Here is a 17,360-nt window from a genome sequence, read left to right on the forward strand (position 1 = left end):
ATCCGGGGACACCAGCCGTCAGTGATTCAAACATTCTCCGAAGCCGTGACTGTCAGCTTTTATAAAATTTCCTTTAGTTTGGTTTACATAGGCACTTTTTTCGGTGGTCAAGTGTTATAGAGATATAAGGGTTAAGGAGGTGCTTACATCGCCACAGGATTCGCTAGACTCGACAGAGTTGGAAGAGCTAATCGTTAGGATTCAAAAGGGAGATTCCGAGCAGTATGCTTTAATTGTCAGGTCATTCCAAAAGCCGATCTATCGATATTGCTATCGTTTGTTAGAAAACAAGCAGGATGCGGAGGACGCGGTTCAGGATATTTTGGTAAAGGGTTATCAATCTATCCGGCAATACAAATCGCAAATGCATTTCTCGGCATGGCTCTATCGTATCGCATATCATCATTGCTTAAATCTGCTGCGCAGGCGTCGTCTGCATAAGCAAGTCATGCGTATTTTTCGTCCGGAAGTACTGTCTGCAAGTCCTGAACAGGAGCTGGATGCTCGGTTGTATAGTCCTTCATTGTCTGCGGCTTTAGCGGGATTGTCGCTTGAGGAGAGAAACATGCTTATTCTGCGGGTGTTTGAAGAACAAACTTATGCAGAGATAAGTGAGATTCTAGGGGTCAGTCCCAATGCGCTAACTAAAAGAATGAATCGGATCAAGCTAAAGGTTCAGGAAGCTATGAAGTCAGAGGAGGAGATCACATGGAAAGAAACAAAATCAGCAATGAATACCAAGATATAATTTATGCCTCGGCGGGCAATGAACTTTTGGATGAGGTAGATGTAGAAGATAAGGTCATGGGGCGTATTACTGGCATAACAGGTCGAAAGCGATCGTTCTCGCTGAGGGTGATGAATAAAACAACGGCAGTGGCCAGTATGTTAACGCTGTTTCTGCTGATTTCTGTGACTGCGTATGCTGCGTCTGAATATATCCAAATCCGCAATAGTGAAGGAGTAGTGAAGGTCCAACATGTTTCGCCGACTGAATCTGCAGAAAGGGCTTCTTATGATAAATATGCGCAGCAAGCAGAAGAGTTCGCTAAACCGGGTGAATTGATCGCTTATCTTGTGAAAAATAAAGCAGGTGCAGCAGGCTTGGCGACAGAATTGCAGTTTAAGTATAAAGAGCAGCGGATAGATGCGTATTCTGATTTTTTAAAAGAAATCAAAAGAACAGGGGCGCCAATGCTTCCCGAAACGGCAGCGGGGTACGCTTTTAAATATGGTGTAATCCATCCTAATTCTCCGACTACGGATACAGCTAAGCCAGGTTCTCTGTATAAGGAAACATTAAATGATCTTACCGCTCAGGCAAATAAGGACAAGGGGACCCGCAATTTGTTTATGAAGGCTATACCGTGGTCCGAGCCAGGGGGGCTAAGTGTAACATATTCGAAGAACAATGCTTTTATAGGGATCTCAGCAACGCTCATGCATGGCGGCAAGGTTTTCGTGGAACAAACGCCTGAGAATCAAGCTAATAAGCTCACAGTTGCAGGGACAGAAGTTATCTATAACAAGGTGGTAAGGGAAGAAGTCAGCTATGATTATCTGAACTGGTATAACGAGAAGCAGGATGCGTATTATACACTCACCAGCTATGGAGATAAGATTTTGACCCAGGAGCAATTTTTACAGCTGGCTGAGGAGCTATTGAAGTAGAGTTTTGAAGTTTGAAGTTAGAAGTTTGAAGTTTGAAGTTAGTAGTGTGTAGTTTGATGTTTGATGTTTGATGTTAGTAGGTGCATGTGCATGCGCTAAGTTAGTTGTATTATGTGCAATTAAAGTTCACCAATAGCTGTATATAGGCCCTTTAGTTGTATTTGATGCAGCTATTACTGGTTAAATTAGTGGAAATAGACGTTTTTACGGATTTTAGTTGTAGAGAATGCAATTAGAGAAGAGGCTATGAGCGGATCAGAAATAAATAAGTGTATAAAATACAGTTAAATCGTATGCAGGGAAGGCAGCAATTGGATTCAGATATAAAAGAAGGTATCCCCAAAGCGAGAGCTGTAGGGATACCTTCTTTATATTCTTATGTCTTCGAAAATTCGAAGAGCGTTAGCCTTCTAGCAGTAGTGCTTCCGGATCTTCCAGCAATTCCTTCACTTTGACCAGGAAGCTTACCGCTTCAGAGCCGTCAACGATCCGGTGATCATAGGAAAGGGCGATGTACATCATTGGACGGTTTACGGTTCTTTCTTCGTCCAGCGCGATCGGACGCAATTGGATCTTATGCATCCCTAGAATACCCACCTGTGGTGTATTCAGAATCGGTGTCGATAACAAGGAGCCGAATACGCCACCGTTGGTGATGGTGAATGTTCCGCCTTGCAGCTCGGAGAGGCTGAGCGTATTGGCACGTGCTTTGGAAGCGAGCTCGCCAATCTGGCGCTCGATTTCCGGGAAGCTGAGCCGATCCGCATCACGGACTACGGGAACTACAAGTCCTTCTTTCGCTGCAACAGCAATACCGATGTCGTAGAATTTCTTAACGACCAGATCTTCACCGTCGATTTCGGCGTTCAGCAGTGGATAGGTTTTAAGCGCACCGATCACGGCTTTGGTGAAGAAGGACATGAAGCCTAGTCCAACTTCATGTTTTTCTTTAAATGCATCCTTGCGGCGCTTGCGGATGTCGAGGATCGCTGTCATGTCCACCTCGTTGAAGGTGGTAAGCATGGCCGCGGTCTGCTGCGCTTCGACCAAGCGGCTGGCAATCGTGAGCCGTCTGCGTGACATGCGCTTGCGCTCCACGTTTTTGCCCTCGTCCGGCGTGGCTTTGCCCGCTGCCGGCTTCGCTGGTTCCGGCTTGCCTTGCGGCGCCGGAGCTACCGGTGCAGCGGCCTGCGGCGCTGCTGCACCATGACCGGACACATCGGCCTGACCAATCCGGCCGATAGGATCACGGGCGCTAACCTCGCCGAGGTCGATGCCGCGCTCCCGTGCCAGCTTGCGTGCGCCCGGCGATGCCAATGCAGCATGGCTGTCGCCACCTGCTGCAGGCACTTCGGGCGCAGCTACAGGCGCGGCGGCTGCAACTGCGTTGCCGCCTGCCGGAGCCGCTTTAGGCGCTTCGGCTTCGCTTTCAGCGGCCCGTGGCGTACTGCCGCTTGCGGCTCCAATGATACCGATGGCTTCGCCAACGGCTACGTTCTCGCCCGCTTGACGCAGGATGGTGGAGATGACACCCTCCACCTCTGCACTAATTTCCAGATTGACTTTATCCGTTTCCAGCTCAGCAAGCACATCGCCTTGACCTACCGTGTCGCCTTCTTTAACCAGCCATTTGTAGATGGTTCCTTCGGATATGGATTCTCCCAGATCGGGTACTAAGATTTCTGACACAGGCCGTTTCCTCCCCAAACATAATGGTTTACGCTATTGTGATACCGTCCTCTTAAGAGGACGGTACAGCCGCTTGTACGTTCGAATTTGATTTTAGGGCTTCTGTTACAATTCTACGTTGTTCGAAGCTATGCACATCTGCATAACCACTGGCCGGGCTGGAACGTTCCGGACGGCCGATATATCTTACGCCGGCATTTTTCGGTGCGATGGCGCGTAACCGAGGCTCACTATAGCTCCAGCCGCCCATATTTTTCGGCTCTTCTTGCACCCAGACAATTTCCTGAAGGGAGCTGAAGGAGTTTAAATGTTCGCTTAACTCTTGTTCCGGGAACGGATAAAGCTGCTCTAGGCGAAGAACATGCAGCCATGACCAATCCTTATCCGGTGCTGCTTCCAGTTCTGTTTGGATGTCGATAGCGACTTTACCGCTGCAGACTACGAGCCGTTTAACTTCACTTGGTTTCTGGCCAAGCAAAGATTCAGCTAATACAGGCTTGAATTGTCCTGAAGCCAGCTCGGTTCCGGCAGAAGTGCTGCGCGTATTCCGAATGAGACTTTTCGGCGTCATAATGACTAGCGGTCTAGCATCTTCCTGCCCGCATAACGCTGCTTGGCGCCGCAGCAGATGGAAATATTGCGAAGCGGTAGTCAGGTTAGCGACCGTCCAGTTCTCCTCAGCGGATAGCTGCAAGAACCGTTCCAGCCTACCGCTGGAGTGCTCAGGTCCCTGTCCTTCGTAGCCATGCGGCAGCATGATGACGAGATTGCTGCGCTGTGTCCATTTGGCGCGTCCAGCGGCAATGAACTGGTCAAAAATAACCTGACCCGCATTGGCGAAATCACCATACTGTGCTTCCCAGATTACGAAGGTTTCCGGTGCAAACACATTATAACCATATTCAAAGCCTAATACTGATGCCTCTGACAATGGACTGTTGTATACGCCAAAGGAGGCACGGGAATCGCTTAGCTGATGCAGAGGAGAGAATAAATCTCCTGTTTTACTGTCGTGCAGCACCAGATGGCGATGTGCGAAGGTTCCGCGCTGGGCATCTTGACCGCTCAGTCGGATGGGCGTTCCATTTTTCAGAATGGTAGCGAAGGCTAATGTTTCAGCCAGTGCCCAGTCGACCTTTTCACCCTCATTCAGTGCATCTTTACGACGTTGTAAAATGCGCTCCAGCTTCGGATAAACCTGGAATCCAGCAGGAACCGTCAACAGTTCACGATTGATCTCCTGCAGGCTGGAGATGGATACCGCTGTAGTGTTTGCCGCTGCGCGGTCCGTTTGTAGAGGAATGAAGGCTTTGGGTTCTTTTTTCTTATGATTGCCTTCCTTCATAGTATCGTACGCACGCTGCAATACGCTTTCTGCTTCAGCATTCATCTTTTGTACGTCTTCGGCGGTAAGAACCTTTTCGTTTTTCAGTCTCTCTGCATAAACCTTGTAGACGGTTGGATGATTGCGAACCTTGCCGTAGACAATAGGTTGTGTGGTTTCAGGATCATCCATTTCGTTGTGACCATGACGGCGGTAGCCGATGAGATCAATTACGAAATCTTTTTTGAATTGATGGCGGTATGCGCTAGCTAAACGTACAGCTGCTACGCAGGCCTCTGGGTCATCAGCGTTGACATGGACTATTGGGATTTCATACCCTTTGGCGATGTCACTCGCATAATGCGTAGAACGGGAATCTTCACTTTCAGTCGTAAAACCAATTCGGTTATTAACAATGATATGGATCGTCCCACCATTTTGATAACCTTGAAGTTTGCCGATATTAAGCGTTTCTGCAACAATTCCTTCACCTGGAAAAGCAGCATCGCCATGCATCAGCACCGCCATAGCTTTACTGGTATCAATCTTCGGCAGTCCTGCAGTGCTCCGATCTTCTTGTGCGGCACGAGTGAAACCTTCCACGACAGGATTGACGAATTCCAAGTGACTTGGGTTATTCGCTAGTGTTATTCTTGTGCGTACGGTTTCTCCTTCACGGACAGCACGGTCTGCACCGAGATGGTATTTCACATCACCTGTCCAACCATAGTTAATGCCTGTGGAGCCTTCGGAAGGGAAAAGCTCCTTGTTCGGAGAATGATGAAACTCTGAAAATATGATATCATAAGGTTTGCCCAAAATATGTGCAAGAACGTTGAGGCGGCCGCGATGCGCCATGCCCATCAAAATATGCTCCGCACCGTCATGTGCAGCAGCACGTACGATTTCATCTAACATCGGCACAAGAGCATCATTGCCTTCAAGACTGAAACGCTTCTGACCTACAAAAGTTTTGTGGAGGAAGGTTTCAAATTGCTCTACCTGAATCAGGCGGTTCAGGAGCTCTTTGCGTTCTGTATTATTTAGGGGTGCTGGTGAGCTGGTGGATTCTGCCTGTCTATTTAGCCATTGCAGTTCTTTTTCTTCATGCACATGCCCGAATTCATAGGCGATAGTCTTGGTGTATGCCTGACGCATACGTTGCACGGCATCCCATCCGGTATGCACATCATTCGGCGCATTTTCCCATATAAGCGTGGCAGGCAGTGCGATCAGGTCTTCGCGGGTCAGCCCATAGGTTTCAAGCTCAAGATATTTTGCCATGGGATTCTGATCGCGTACCAGCGGATCAATTTCAGCGGCCATATGGCCATATATACGAATATTGGCGATTAGCTTGGAAGCTCTTACTGCTTTTCTAAGCCATTCGGTGTCTCCCGAGATGTGCGGCTGAGGAGCCGGTTCGCTATCCGGAGTTAGGGGAGGAGGTCCCGAATTTGTAAAAAGCTCGCGATAATTATTTTCTACGGTGGAGGGATCTTTCACAAACTGTTCATATCTTTCTTGAATGTAGCCTAAATTGGGTCCGTAATACTTACTCCAAATGGATTCGTTATAGGGCTCTTTGGCTGCCATGAATACATCCTCCTTAACGGATGAACTCCATACGTTACATTTTGTGTCAACGCTTACTGGAGCTGTGATGATTGCGGTTTCATTTCTCATCTTATTGTGCTACTTTCGGCCACTGTAATCAATTCATTCTTTCGTCCAATACGTTCGCAAAATGGTATGGGTTAGCTTGTTCTAATGAAAAGAAGGGTGTTTCTTCTCATTACCCATTCTAAAGGCCTATTAAAATGATTCTATTATCCTTATTTTTAACTATTAGGTCAGTAAATATTTATTTTGCTAGTACAATTTATTTTATGTAACGGACGAGTATCGTGATAATCGGACAAGATCTTTGAAAAAAAATCTTTTATTTTTCGTTTTTAAAATAGAAAGTAACCAGGAATCGACACACTTTTCCGCTTTCTTTTTGTATAATGTTATTGCAGATAGTAATTTTATAGTTTTTTAAGTAGATCCTTTCGTGAAAAGGGTCCAGTAAAAGGTAAACTTGCCGAAAGGCAGGGGCACAAAGTCGCGGGTCTAAGGTAGAGATACTATGACAGCCGGATTGCCTGGGGACGTAAAATCTTAGGGGGAGATTTTTTGGAAAAGTCCAACCAGGGTAGCAACAGAGAACAGCAGTTTATTGATCTGGATCAAGAGTGGGTACATTTATTATTAGCAGCTAAGAAGGCTGGCATTAAGGCAGATGAAATCCGCCAGTTCTTTCATGAGAAAACTGTGCAGATCGTGCAGTAATACATTAGAGGGGTTACATATCGAAAAAGGGCACAGCGGTTCTTCGCTGTGTCCTTTTTCGATATGATTTAGTAGAAGAGAGGATCGTACCAGATTAGTAGGAAGTATTAATCCTTTTGATCGAGCTTCCATTTCTGATAGTCCAGAAATTCTTTGAATTCGCGTTTGCTAATGCCTGAGTCCATAGCTTCCTGCACCAATCGGAACCATTCCGAATCTAAATGTGATTCCTCTGCATCATTGGGTTCTCCATAGAGCAGGGCATGAATGGATACCTGAAGCGCGTCAGCGATTTTTTCGATAAACTGGATGGATGGATTGGATTGGATGTTTCTCTCCACGTTGCTAAGATACGACTTAGCCACATCTGCTCTGTCCGCAAGCTCAGATAGGGAGAAACCCTTGTCTAGGCGGAGCTGCTGGATACGTTGGCCCATATTCTGTGGCACTATGCTGACGCCCCTCCGTAATTTTTGTTATTAGTATAGCAAATATCAATAAATCGGACAAAGTTTATTGTAAAGAGAAGAGCAGCAATCTGCTTATCCGTGGCCGGATTCAGGATCTGCTGCTCTTCGAGTATTTTATTAAATTACTTTATTGATCTTAGTAGTCTTTTTTCGCACCTTGTTTAGCTACGAAATCCCAAGTCAGTGTTAAGCTATCGCCTTGGAAAATATTTTGATCTTGGTTATTTTCCACAAATTCGAATTGGACGGAGAAGCTGTCGTTGGTACCGGCTTTAATACCGGATGCTTCGGTAAAGAGTTGATCCCAACCTGTATTTTTTACGAGATCCGGATGCTGACTTTTTAAAGCAGCAAGTGTAGTCTCATAAACTACATTTTCAGGAGAGACGATAGGTACTCCTTTATCATTATTTCTAAGGAATTTAACTTTAATGAACTCGGCTAAATCCAGGTAGTTATCTCCTTTAGCATCCGTGATTTGAGTCGATGTATTCAGAATAATAGATCCGATATCGAGCGAACCATCGTTTTTCAATTTGAAGGATTTAGTTACCGTATCACCTGGTTTCAGGTTAGGAATATTAACGATGACAGAAGGGTCGGAGTTCAGATCGAGCGTGCCCGCTGCGAATGTAGCTGTGCTTTGCGCAGTGTCGCTAAAGTATGCGAAGGTTCCTCCGCCGATTAATGATAAACCCAGTGCTGCAGATGCTACGCCAAGACCCAATGTTTTCTTGATACCCATAATAAAATTCCTCCTCAAATTTGTGTTTGAATTTTTTATAAAATTTATATATTGTATCTTCCGGTTCGTAAGCGGAAGTGGACAATCAACTTAGGGCTGTGTTTCTGTTGGGGGCGGTGAGGCTGGCAGTAGGGCAGCATTTTTCTTTTCTAATGCAGCTACAGCCTTCCAAGAGGTATACAGAGCATAGAGCAGAAGCATCAAGCCAGGCACGATCATGAGGACTACACTTCCAGCTTTGGAAACTGCGAAATTCATAGCGTAACCGACATAGGGTACAGTGACCCCGGTATACTGAGCTACAACATTCACAGAACTGGTAGGGTTCATGTCGGGCGCGTCGTTGTTATCGCCTTTAGTGCGATAAACAGCTTCACCAGTAGCGTTATTGACGGTCGCTTCTACAATCCGGTGAGTAATGAGCAGATTATCTTCATTCCTAAAGGTGATGACATCGCCTGGTTTGAAACGATTCATATCCCCTCCGGGTTTTAATGCGACAATTGAGCCTGTCTGAATTCCTGGTTCCATCGATCCTGAGAGTACGGTTTTGATCTCATATCCGAAGAAAGCAGGTTCACCGCCGGAGGCCTTGGATAACACTACGGCTGCCACCAGCAGAATAAAGATCACAAGCATTAAGCTCGATAGGGTATTATTGATAATTTTTTTAATTCGCATCTTATTCTCCACCTTTCTCAGGTTGAGGGTCCGAAGGAGCTTGGGTTGCTACCGGCGGGGTAGTCGTACTGTCTTCCGCCTTTGGCGTCTCTTGTGGAGCCTCTTGCTGAGGGACATCTTTTGGAATTGTAAGCTCTTCGTCAATTTCCGGCTTAACCGGGTCAGTGGCTGGGGCTTCAGGTTGTTCTTTATTTGGGGCTTCCGGAGCAGTTTCGCCTGATGTTGGAGGGGTTGCCTCAGCTTTCGCTTTATCCTCGGCTTCTTGTTGCTTTTTCTCCTCAGCCAAACGTTCTTCTTCTTTTTTCGCTTCTTCTTCTTTCTTTACTTGCTCTTCTTCTAGCCGAGCTTTTTCAAGCTCTTCTAGTTTTTGCTCGCGAGTCTGACTGATCAATTGGAGTTTATCTTGAAGGGTAGTGATACCTGAGGTTGCCGATTCTTTATGGTTAGTCAATTCGGTATTTAGAGCTTCATAAGATGAGGTGAGGTCGCTAGAGATCACGCCGTCTGGTTGAGTGAAGGTAATCAGGAATGGCAGTGGCTGTGGGAACTCTCCTTCGCGTAATTCAAGTTGTCCATAAACATCACTGGTAACTACCGAAGCGAATGGAAGACCGACATCGTGTATGGAGGTTAGGTAACTAATAACTCCATTTAAGGAAGCATTCAAGGATTCCGAGATCACACCGCTTTGATTCAGGCTGCTTTGTAAATCTCTGAAAAATTGCTCGTCCTTGATTTCTAGACAGTTGGAATCTAGAGAAGTCATATATCCTCCTATCTGGAAGAGTAAGGCTGCTGCTGCACTTAGCTCATTGTGGATTTGATTCCAAATTTGGCTGTTAGCCGCCAGTTGCTCGTTAACGCTATCTATTTGGGATTGAAGCGCCGCTATTTGCGAAGAAATCTCTTCTGCAGCGACATCAAGCTCTTCCAGCGACATCCCTTCTATTCCCGAAACGTCCGAGTAGTTAGCTGATGAGGAAAAGGGCTGTAGTGATTCTTTTAAAGTGAGCGCTCGATTAACATGCTCTTTGAACTCTGTAAGCAGTGCCTTGATCGAATTCGGAAATACTTCGCAAAAGCTAATCGTGCTAGTGGTTTGCGTAGCGGCTCCAAAGCCTCCATAGGTACCACCAACTTGCTGCGAGGTATATAGAAATAAGACGGAGACAGCCATTCCTGATTGCAGTATACGTAATCCGATTTTCCTGTTTCTTCTAGCTCTTCTCCTTGCTGATCTGGGTCTCAGAGGAATACCTCCCCTCAATGTCTGTTTCTTTGGTTCGTTATTATCGTTCTTTATTAAGAACAACTTCTGTAATGAATCATACATGGAATAAATCAAAAAGAAAACTGCCAATAACGCGCATTTGTACTCTATAAAGAACGAAAATGATAATTTATCTCTAAATAACTCCATATATCGCTCGATTACTAAATTTATTCGCAATAAAGAACGATAAGTTAGAGTGATTCGTAAAAAAATACCCGGCTCGCAGTAGTAACGCGAGCCGGGCATAAGCGGAGTAATGAAGTTGAGAATATAAATGTATATGTTACGGAAGTTTTGAACCGCGTGAACTAACATACAGGTCATACCATTCTTTACGGCTAAGCTCCAGCTTGTCCGCATCGGCACAGGCAGTAATACGTTTCGGATTCACAGTTCCAATAACAGGCTGAATGGCAGCTGGATGTGTCATTAGCCAAGCCAGTACAATGGCTTCGGGTGTTGTTCCTTTTTCATCTGCGAGCTGTTGGACCATAGCTGCTGTTTGGACGATATTCTCCGGTTGATCCTCTAATGAACGCCCGCTAAATAGACCTTGGGCGAGTGGCCCCCAAGCTTGAAGCTGAATGTTCTCCATTCGACAATGTTCAAGGGTTCCCTCAGGGAAGATAATATCCTTCCAGGGTTCACGATTTACACTGATTCCAGCATCCACCCAGCTGATCTTAGCCAAGCTCATATGTAGCTGGTTTACGATAAAAGGTTCATCGCAATAAGTCTGCAGCAGCTTGATCTGAGCGGCGCTCATATTGGAAACCCCGAAATGACGAACCTTACCAGCGGCCTTCAGTTGATGTAATGCGGAGGCTACTTCCTCGGGATCCATTAAGGGATCAGGTCTATGCAGTAGAAGAATATCAATGTATTCGGTCCCAAGTCGTGACAATATTCCATCTACACTGTTCAGAATATGTTGGCCAGAGAAATCAAACGTATTAGTGCTGTCTCCAGGCTCCATTAGCTTAATTCCACATTTAGATTGAATTATGATTTCTTCACGTAGTCTTGGACGATCCTTAAAAATCTGACCGAATACCTTCTCCGCCTTCCCACGAGTATAGATATCTGCATGATCAAACATGTTGATGCCGATGGAAAGGGCGGCATCAACCGCTTCATGTCCCTGTTTAACATTCTCCACAGTAATCGGCTCATGGTCCCAGTCACCGCCTAGCCCCATGCAGCCTAAAGCAATGCGGCTTGCGGGAATCCCGCGCTTGTTTAAAGGTAACGCTTTCAACAATGTGATTCCTCCTTGGAAATTATGATTGCGTACTTGTAGATATTGTACACTCTCAGAAGCCCGTATGGTATTTTTTGTCGCTGGAAGAGCGGTGTTTGGTCTCTTCTTTATTCTTTTCTTCTTGCTTTTCCAGCGTCAAATCTTCCATCGGAATCGGGTCTACATTCTGCTCACTTTCATGAAGATCGAATAGACTTTCTTTCTCTGTTGGATATTGTTCCGGGTGATCCCGTTTGTCACTATTCCGCTGATGTTTTTCTTGAGTCATTTTTACCGCCTCGCCTTTCTTTGAGATTTAATGGCTATTGTGCTCGTTAATAAACGTATTTTGACTCCCTTAAACAGAAAAAAGAGGCCATTAGGCCTCTAAATTCAACGGTGTCCCTATGTCTTTTAGCTTGCGTGCTACAACATCATCGTATAGGCGCTGCAGCCATTTCAGCTCAGTCAGGGTGTGCTCATATGTACCGTACATTAGATGCAGGGCAGAACGAGGCACGATGGAGATATGCTCCTCGTATACCTGATAAGCCAGATTAACCTGATGTTCTGTTTCCCGGAGGCGTTCCTCGAGCAGCTTCTCAACCTTGCTCTGATCGATATGACGGGACATAGCCAGGGCCATATACATCGGATGATAGAAGGGTTCGTTTTTCTTAATCTGTTGCAGGATAAGCTGTTCGAATAAAGCTTTACCTTGCTCCGTTATGGCATAGATTGTTTTGTCCGGCCGATCACTGCTGCGGATGACCTCTAAAGCTTCTATATAACCATCTTGTGCAAGCTTATCCACAGCATAATAGAGTGATCCCATCTGCAGCTTCGTGATCCGGTCCATGGAACGTTCCTTCATCACTAATGTGATTTCATAGGGATGCATGTTCCGCTCCAGCAGTAAACCTAGAATGGCTAATTTCATGGACATAATGGTTACCTTTTGCCCTCGGACGCCTGAACAGCTTTAGCAGGAATGGTAAGACGGTCTTTTGGCATGAGCAGTACAAAGACTAGACCGAGCACTGCAGGAATCAAGGCCCACATAAAGGTTTGTGCAATAGAGGTGGATAACGCACTTGATATTTTCTCTAATATTTCAGCAGGGATCTTCGCTCTTGCTTCAGGTGTTAACGCAGCGCGTGGATCTCCGAAAGCTGCTGACTGTTCACTACCGCCAAAAGCATCGCTTAGACTGTTAGTAAAGCTATTCCGCTGAATAATCCCGAAGATCGTAATTCCCAGTGTCATTCCAAGGGAGCGCATGAAGGTACTGGTCGATGTTGCCGACCCCCGTTGGCGCATATCGAAATTATGGATAGCTGCCATACTCAGCACGGAGAAGGAAAAGCCTACGCCGAACCCAGTCAGAGCCATAAATACATTAAGCATGAGGCGGGAGGTATCTGGTGATAAAGTGCTTAGGCTGTAGACCCCTGCGACAAAGCAGACTGCGGATAGGATCATAATGTTGCGGAAGCTGGTTTTTGTTGTAAGCAGCCCCCCGGTCTGACTGCCAACGACCGTACCGATCATCATCGGCATAAGGATCAGCCCTGAGTTCGTAGCTGAGCCGCCAAATACACCCTGCACAAAGATAGGAATGTAAATAGTAGCTACGATAAAAGCAGAGCCATAAAATAGGCTGGTCACGCTGCTTGTTGCAAACAACCGTTTGCGGAACATAGCGAACGAGATCACAGGTTCAGCAGCTACTCTCTCAATAAGGATAAACGCCAGCAAGAGAACAGCAAAACCTACGAATAAGCCAAGGATGGCACTGGAATCCCAAGCATATTGATTACCACCAAGTTCCAGAGCGAACATTAGGCAGATAATCGCACCAACCAGAGTGAAGGCTCCACCCCAGTCAATGCGCTGTTTAGCGTGGGAGATCGACTCCTTATAAGAAGTTGCAATCAGGAACAGTGCAATAATTCCTAGCGGCAGGTTAATGTAGAATACCCACTGCCAACCAACATAGTCGGTAATATAGGCACCGAGTAAAGGTCCAAGTACACTGGAGATTCCGAAGACGGCTCCAAAGAGACCGGTCAATTTTCCTCTTTTTTCAGGCGGGTAAATGTCGAAAACGATGGTGAAGGCGATTGGCATTAGTGCACCGCCGCCGATCCCTTGAATGGCACGGTAAATACTGAGCTGTGTGATACTGGTGGCAGTACCGCACAAAGCCGAGCCAATCAGGAATACAATCAATCCGAAAATGAAGAAACGTTTACGTCCATACATATCAGAGAGCTTGCCGAAGATAGGGGTTCCGGCCATTACCATTACCATGTAAGCGGAGGTTACCCATACGATTTTATCCAGACCGCCAAGATCTGAGACTATCGTTCCCATAGCTGAAGCTACAATGGTATTGTCCATTGCGGACATAAGAATACCAAGCAGCAGGCCAACCACTACGAGTTTAAGATTACTTTCTTTAGTATGCATGCTTCGCAGCTCCTTTTTCTTAATAGTGATAGTTCTGTTCGAAAAATGTTCATAATTAGAAGCAAAATTTATTATATTCAAATTTGAATAGGGAGGCAATAGTTTTTTAAAAAAAATAGAGATGTATAGCCAACCGTAGAAGAATACGGCGGTAATATAGGGACAAACTACCCGTGGAGATCATCTGTGGATGAATTAGGAATGCCTCTTGACATACCCTACGGGGGTATATTATATTATAACCAAGGAGGCTGATTCTTATGTCTACTGCCAAGAAAGAGCAAGCTGCAGAATCCTGCGACATAAATTGTCATTCTTCATCATCAGGAGAACGAAAAAGTCATCATTCGGCAGAATTCAAGAATAACTTGAATACGCGCCTCAACCGGATTGAAGGCCAGATCCGCGGGGTAAAGGGTATGATTGAACGGGATACCTATTGTGATGATGTACTCAACCAGCTCGCAGCGGTACAGGCGGCGTTAAATGGTGTCGGTAAGATGCTGTTAGAAGGACATATGAAAAGTTGCATTGTTGAGCGAATCGAAGCTGGCGAACATGAGGTTATCGACGAGCTCCTAATTACGGTTAACAAATTAATGAAATAATAAGCTAATGCTTCTAGAGCATAGCTTCACAACATTTATTGGAGGTTATATTAATGTCAAACGCTACATTAAACGTTGAAGGAATGTCTTGTGGTCACTGTGTTAACTCCGTAGAGAAAGCCGTAGGCAATCTTGGAGCCACAGCTAAAGTTGATCTTGCTGCTAAGAAAGTTTCCGTCGAGTATGATGAGAACAAAGTAAGCCTTGGTGCGATTAAAGAAGCAATTGTAGATCAAGGGTATGACGTAGTTTAATTTGAAGCACAGTAATAAGGCTTGGAGTGATATGGGGAAGCTACCCAAAGCTCCAATGCCTTTTCTTTTAGAAATTATCATACCCTATAGGGGTATGTGGAGGCGTGGAAATCATGGATAAAACCAAAACAACAGCTTCACCAAACGAACAGCAGGCAACTGTACAGATTACAGGCATGACCTGTTCCGCTTGTGCAACCCGAATTGAGAAGGGTTTGTCCCGGATGGACGGCGTATCTCGTGCGAATGTGAATCTAGCCTTGGAACAGGCTACAGTTGGATTTGATCCGACAGTATCAGGGTTGCCACAAATTGAGGATAAAATCCGTTCTCTTGGTTATGACACTATTAAAGAATCTGCGGATTTTGATATATCGGGGATGACCTGTGCTGCGTGTTCCTCACGGATTGAAAAAGTGTTGAGCCGTACACCGGGTATAGCAGCAGTTAATGTGAATTTAGCGCTGGAAACAGCACATGTAGAATATACACCCGGTAATATCAGTCCAAGGGAGATCATGGAGAAGGTAAGCAGTATCGGATATAAAGCTTCTCTTAAAGAAGACCGCAAGGATCATGTGGATCGTCGTGGAAAAGAAATTCAACATAAAAAGTGGAAATGGATCATTTCTGCAATTCTTTCGTTCCCATTGTTATGGGCGATGGCTGGTCATTTCTCCTTCACCGGCTGGATTCCAACACCGGATATATTTATGAATCCTTGGTTCCAGCTTGTACTGGCTACCCCTGTGCAATTTATCATCGGTTGGCAGTTCTACGTCGGTGCTTATAAAGCCCTTCGTAACCGGAGTGCCAATATGGATGTGTTGGTCGTATTAGGGACGTCGGCAGCTTATTTCTACAGTCTTTATCTGACCATTGATTCCTTAAGCATGAAGGGAATGAATCATACTGTAGAAATGTATTATGAGACGAGTGCTGTACTCATTACACTTATCCTTGTCGGTAAATGGTTTGAGGCGCTGGCGAAAGGCCGTTCCTCTGACGCAATCAAAAGCTTAATGGGTCTTCAGGCAAAAACCGCCCTCGTAATTCGGGATGGGCAAGAAATGAATATCCCGACAGATGAAGTTATTCCTGGTGATATTGTATTGGTGAAGCCCGGAACAAAGGTACCTGTGGATGGTGAAGTTGTCGAGGGGTCTTCTTCTGTGGATGAGTCGATGTTGACCGGAGAAAGTATTCCTGTGGAGAAAAAACCAGGGGATACCGTGATCGGTGCCACTATGAATAAGAACGGTATCTTGAGAATCAAAGCCAATAAAGTGGGTCGCGACACTGCGCTGGCTCAAATTATCCGAGTAGTGGAGGAAGCTCAAGGCTCCAAAGCTCCGATTCAGCGGATTGCCGATGTAATCTCAGGGATTTTTGTGCCGATTGTTGTGGGTATTGCCGTAATAACTTTTCTGATCTGGTATTTCTGGGCAGCCCCTGGCCAGTTCGCTGATGCCCTCGAAAAAGCCATTGCAGTGCTCGTAATCGCTTGTCCATGTGCGCTAGGTCTGGCAACGCCAACCTCCATTATGGCAGGATCGGGCCGGGCAGCAGAGCTTGGAATCCTCTTCAAGGGCGGGGAACATTTAGAGGGAGCGCAAGGGATTCAGACCGTTGTGCTAGATAAAACAGGTACAGTGACGAATGGTAAACCCGTGCTTACCGATGTTGTGACTACTACTGGAATTGCAGCTTATGGAAAAGAAAACGCGGAAAACCGTTTGTTAGCTTTAACTGCAGCTGCTGAAAAGCTATCTGAGCATCCACTTGCGGAAGCTATTGTTGCTGGCGCTGCTGATAGAGGCTTGGCTTTGCCTACTGCTGAGCAGTTTGATAATGTGCCCGGACGTGGAATTATGGCCGTTGTCTCCGATCAGCAGGTTATGGTAGGCACGCGGCGGATGATGGAAGATCATCAGCTTGATATCACAGAATGGACTCCAATTATGAAGAAGCTGGAGGAGTCGGGAAAGACAGCTATGCTAGTAGCGGTAGAGAGTGAAATCGCTGGGATTGTGGCCGTTGCTGATACGATTAAACCGACCTCAAAAGCGGCTGTAGCCGCGCTCCATGATATGGGTATTGAAGTCGTAATGATCACTGGTGACAATAAAATTACAGCTGAGGCTATTGCGAAGCAGGCAGGGATCGAGAAAGTGTTAGCAGAGGTTCTGCCAGAGGGCAAAGCCGAAGAGGTTCGCAAGCTCCAACAGAATGGGACTAAGGTTGCCATGGTTGGGGATGGGATCAACGATGCTCCGGCACTGGCTACTGCCGATACGGGTATGGCGATTGGGACAGGAACGGATATAGCTATGGAAGCAGCTGATATTACGCTGATGCGCGGGGATCTGAAGAGTATTCCTGATGCGATCATGATGAGCCGCAAAACGATGAGAAATATTAAACAAAATTTGTTCTGGGCGCTTGCTTACAATACAATAGGAATACCGATTGCTGCACTTGGGTTTCTAGCCCCATGGCTGGCAGGAGCTGCGATGGCATTTAGCTCCGTGTCTGTTGTCTTGAATGCACTTCGGCTACAGCGGGTAAAGCTGTAATATCACTATCACTATTTAGGGAG

16 protein-coding genes and 1 riboswitch are annotated in these 17,360 nt (G+C 46.0%); of the genes, 6 read left to right on the top strand and 10 right to left on the bottom strand.

Annotation, left to right across the window (positions count from 1 at the left end):
- Positions 1-139 precede the first annotated feature (139 nt).
- On the top strand, positions 140-748 hold the full coding sequence (locus NYE58_RS01955; RefSeq protein ID WP_076192703.1) for an RNA polymerase sigma factor: 609 nt from the start codon (positions 140-142) through the stop codon (positions 746-748).
- Entirely contained in the window at positions 709-1,671 is a 963-nt protein-coding gene (locus tag NYE58_RS01960; protein WP_341000973.1) for a hypothetical protein, read from the top strand. The genes NYE58_RS01955 and NYE58_RS01960 overlap by 40 nt, the downstream gene beginning before the upstream one ends.
- 402 nt (positions 1,672-2,073) lie before the next feature.
- On the opposite strand, the gene odhB is transcribed toward NYE58_RS01960, so the two are convergent.
- Together odhB and NYE58_RS01970 are read right to left on the bottom strand one after the other, a co-directional pair.
- The gene (odhB, locus tag NYE58_RS01965) at positions 2,074-3,360 is read right to left on the bottom strand and encodes a 2-oxoglutarate dehydrogenase complex dihydrolipoyllysine-residue succinyltransferase (protein ID WP_076219722.1); all 1,287 of its coding nucleotides are present in this window, start codon (positions 3,358-3,360) and stop codon (positions 2,074-2,076) included.
- A gap of 52 nt (positions 3,361-3,412) precedes the next feature.
- Positions 3,413-6,280, bottom strand: a complete 2,868-nt coding sequence (locus NYE58_RS01970; protein WP_341000974.1) for a 2-oxoglutarate dehydrogenase E1 component — start codon at positions 6,278-6,280, stop codon at positions 3,413-3,415.
- Positions 6,281-6,750: 470 nt separating this feature from the next.
- Positions 6,751-6,835, top strand: a riboswitch (cyclic di-GMP riboswitch).
- A gap of 27 nt (positions 6,836-6,862) precedes the next feature.
- On the opposite strand from NYE58_RS01970, the gene NYE58_RS01975 reads away from it, so the two are divergent.
- Complete coding sequence (locus NYE58_RS01975; protein WP_232061118.1) at positions 6,863-7,018, top strand: anti-repressor SinI family protein; 156 nt, start codon at positions 6,863-6,865, stop codon at positions 7,016-7,018.
- 107 nt (positions 7,019-7,125) lie between these two features.
- Here the strand turns inward: NYE58_RS01975 and NYE58_RS01980 are convergent, their stop codons facing one another.
- From NYE58_RS01980 to NYE58_RS02015, 8 genes are all read right to left on the bottom strand, one after another.
- Positions 7,126-7,455, bottom strand: coding sequence for a helix-turn-helix domain-containing protein (locus NYE58_RS01980; RefSeq protein WP_036682795.1), 330 nt, complete (start codon positions 7,453-7,455; stop codon positions 7,126-7,128).
- 169 nt (positions 7,456-7,624) lie between these two features.
- Complete coding sequence (locus NYE58_RS01985; protein WP_036682781.1) at positions 7,625-8,233, bottom strand: TasA family protein; 609 nt, start codon at positions 8,231-8,233, stop codon at positions 7,625-7,627.
- Positions 8,234-8,323: 90 nt separating this feature from the next.
- Positions 8,324-8,914, bottom strand: a complete 591-nt coding sequence (gene sipW / locus NYE58_RS01990) for a signal peptidase I SipW (RefSeq protein WP_076124645.1) — start codon at positions 8,912-8,914, stop codon at positions 8,324-8,326.
- A gap of 1 nt (position 8,915) precedes the next feature.
- Entirely contained in the window at positions 8,916-10,247 is a 1,332-nt protein-coding gene (locus NYE58_RS01995; protein WP_341000975.1) for a hypothetical protein, read from the bottom strand.
- Positions 10,248-10,470: 223 nt separating this feature from the next.
- Positions 10,471-11,448, bottom strand: a complete 978-nt coding sequence (locus tag NYE58_RS02000) for an aldo/keto reductase (protein WP_076275983.1) — start codon at positions 11,446-11,448, stop codon at positions 10,471-10,473.
- A gap of 52 nt (positions 11,449-11,500) precedes the next feature.
- Positions 11,501-11,716 (bottom strand): hypothetical protein, encoded by a 216-nt coding sequence (locus NYE58_RS02005; RefSeq protein WP_076275984.1) that lies wholly within the window; start codon positions 11,714-11,716, stop codon positions 11,501-11,503.
- A 90-nt stretch (positions 11,717-11,806) separates the two neighbouring features.
- Positions 11,807-12,373: a PadR family transcriptional regulator gene (locus NYE58_RS02010; RefSeq protein ID WP_036682773.1), complete on the bottom strand. Its 567-nt coding sequence runs from the start codon at positions 12,371-12,373 to the stop codon at positions 11,807-11,809.
- Positions 12,374-12,378: 5 nt separating this feature from the next.
- Positions 12,379-13,899 (bottom strand): MDR family MFS transporter, encoded by a 1,521-nt coding sequence (locus tag NYE58_RS02015; RefSeq protein ID WP_036682771.1) that lies wholly within the window; start codon positions 13,897-13,899, stop codon positions 12,379-12,381.
- Positions 13,900-14,159: 260 nt separating this feature from the next.
- Between NYE58_RS02015 and NYE58_RS02020 the strand changes: the two genes are divergently transcribed.
- The 3 genes from NYE58_RS02020 (at position 14,160) to NYE58_RS02030 (ending at position 17,337) form a co-directional block, all read left to right on the top strand.
- Positions 14,160-14,507 carry a metal-sensitive transcriptional regulator gene (locus NYE58_RS02020; RefSeq protein WP_076124636.1) on the top strand — a complete coding sequence of 116 codons (348 nt, stop codon included), beginning with the start codon at positions 14,160-14,162 and terminating at the stop codon, positions 14,505-14,507.
- A gap of 53 nt (positions 14,508-14,560) precedes the next feature.
- A complete protein-coding gene (locus NYE58_RS02025; RefSeq protein ID WP_076124634.1) occupies positions 14,561-14,761 on the top strand; it encodes a copper ion binding protein in 201 nt (66 codons plus the stop codon).
- A gap of 113 nt (positions 14,762-14,874) precedes the next feature.
- Positions 14,875-17,337 carry a heavy metal translocating P-type ATPase gene (locus NYE58_RS02030; protein WP_076192712.1) on the top strand — a complete coding sequence of 821 codons (2,463 nt, stop codon included), beginning with the start codon at positions 14,875-14,877 and terminating at the stop codon, positions 17,335-17,337.
- Positions 17,338-17,360 lie beyond the last annotated feature (23 nt).

The organism is Paenibacillus sp. FSL L8-0708 (assembly GCF_038009325.1).
Lineage (GTDB): Bacteria > Bacillota > Bacilli > Paenibacillales > Paenibacillaceae > Paenibacillus_AQ > Paenibacillus_AQ odorifer.

What these genes read in the sequence shown, in the direction of transcription:
- NYE58_RS01960 (WP_341000973.1), top strand. Translation starts at nt 709, where the DNA reads ATGGAAAGAAACAAAATCAGCAATGAATACCAAGATATAATTTATGCC.
- NYE58_RS01970 (WP_341000974.1), bottom strand. Translation starts at nt 6,280, where the DNA reads ATGGCAGCCAAAGAGCCCTATAACGAATCCATTTGGAGTAAGTATTAC.
- NYE58_RS01980 (WP_036682795.1), bottom strand. Translation starts at nt 7,455, where the DNA reads ATGGGCCAACGTATCCAGCAGCTCCGCCTAGACAAGGGTTTCTCCCTA.
- NYE58_RS01985 (WP_036682781.1), bottom strand. Translation starts at nt 8,233, where the DNA reads ATGGGTATCAAGAAAACATTGGGTCTTGGCGTAGCATCTGCAGCACTG.
- sipW (WP_076124645.1), bottom strand. Translation starts at nt 8,914, where the DNA reads ATGCGAATTAAAAAAATTATCAATAATACCCTATCGAGCTTAATGCTT.
- NYE58_RS01995 (WP_341000975.1), bottom strand. Translation starts at nt 10,247, where the DNA reads ATGTATGATTCATTACAGAAGTTGTTCTTAATAAAGAACGATAATAAC.
- NYE58_RS02005 (WP_076275984.1), bottom strand. Translation starts at nt 11,716, where the DNA reads ATGACTCAAGAAAAACATCAGCGGAATAGTGACAAACGGGATCACCCG.
- NYE58_RS02010 (WP_036682773.1), bottom strand. Translation starts at nt 12,373, where the DNA reads ATGTCCATGAAATTAGCCATTCTAGGTTTACTGCTGGAGCGGAACATG.
- NYE58_RS02015 (WP_036682771.1), bottom strand. Translation starts at nt 13,899, where the DNA reads ATGCATACTAAAGAAAGTAATCTTAAACTCGTAGTGGTTGGCCTGCTG.
- NYE58_RS02020 (WP_076124636.1), top strand. Translation starts at nt 14,160, where the DNA reads ATGTCTACTGCCAAGAAAGAGCAAGCTGCAGAATCCTGCGACATAAAT.
- NYE58_RS02025 (WP_076124634.1), top strand. Translation starts at nt 14,561, where the DNA reads ATGTCAAACGCTACATTAAACGTTGAAGGAATGTCTTGTGGTCACTGT.
- NYE58_RS02030 (WP_076192712.1), top strand. Translation starts at nt 14,875, where the DNA reads ATGGATAAAACCAAAACAACAGCTTCACCAAACGAACAGCAGGCAACT.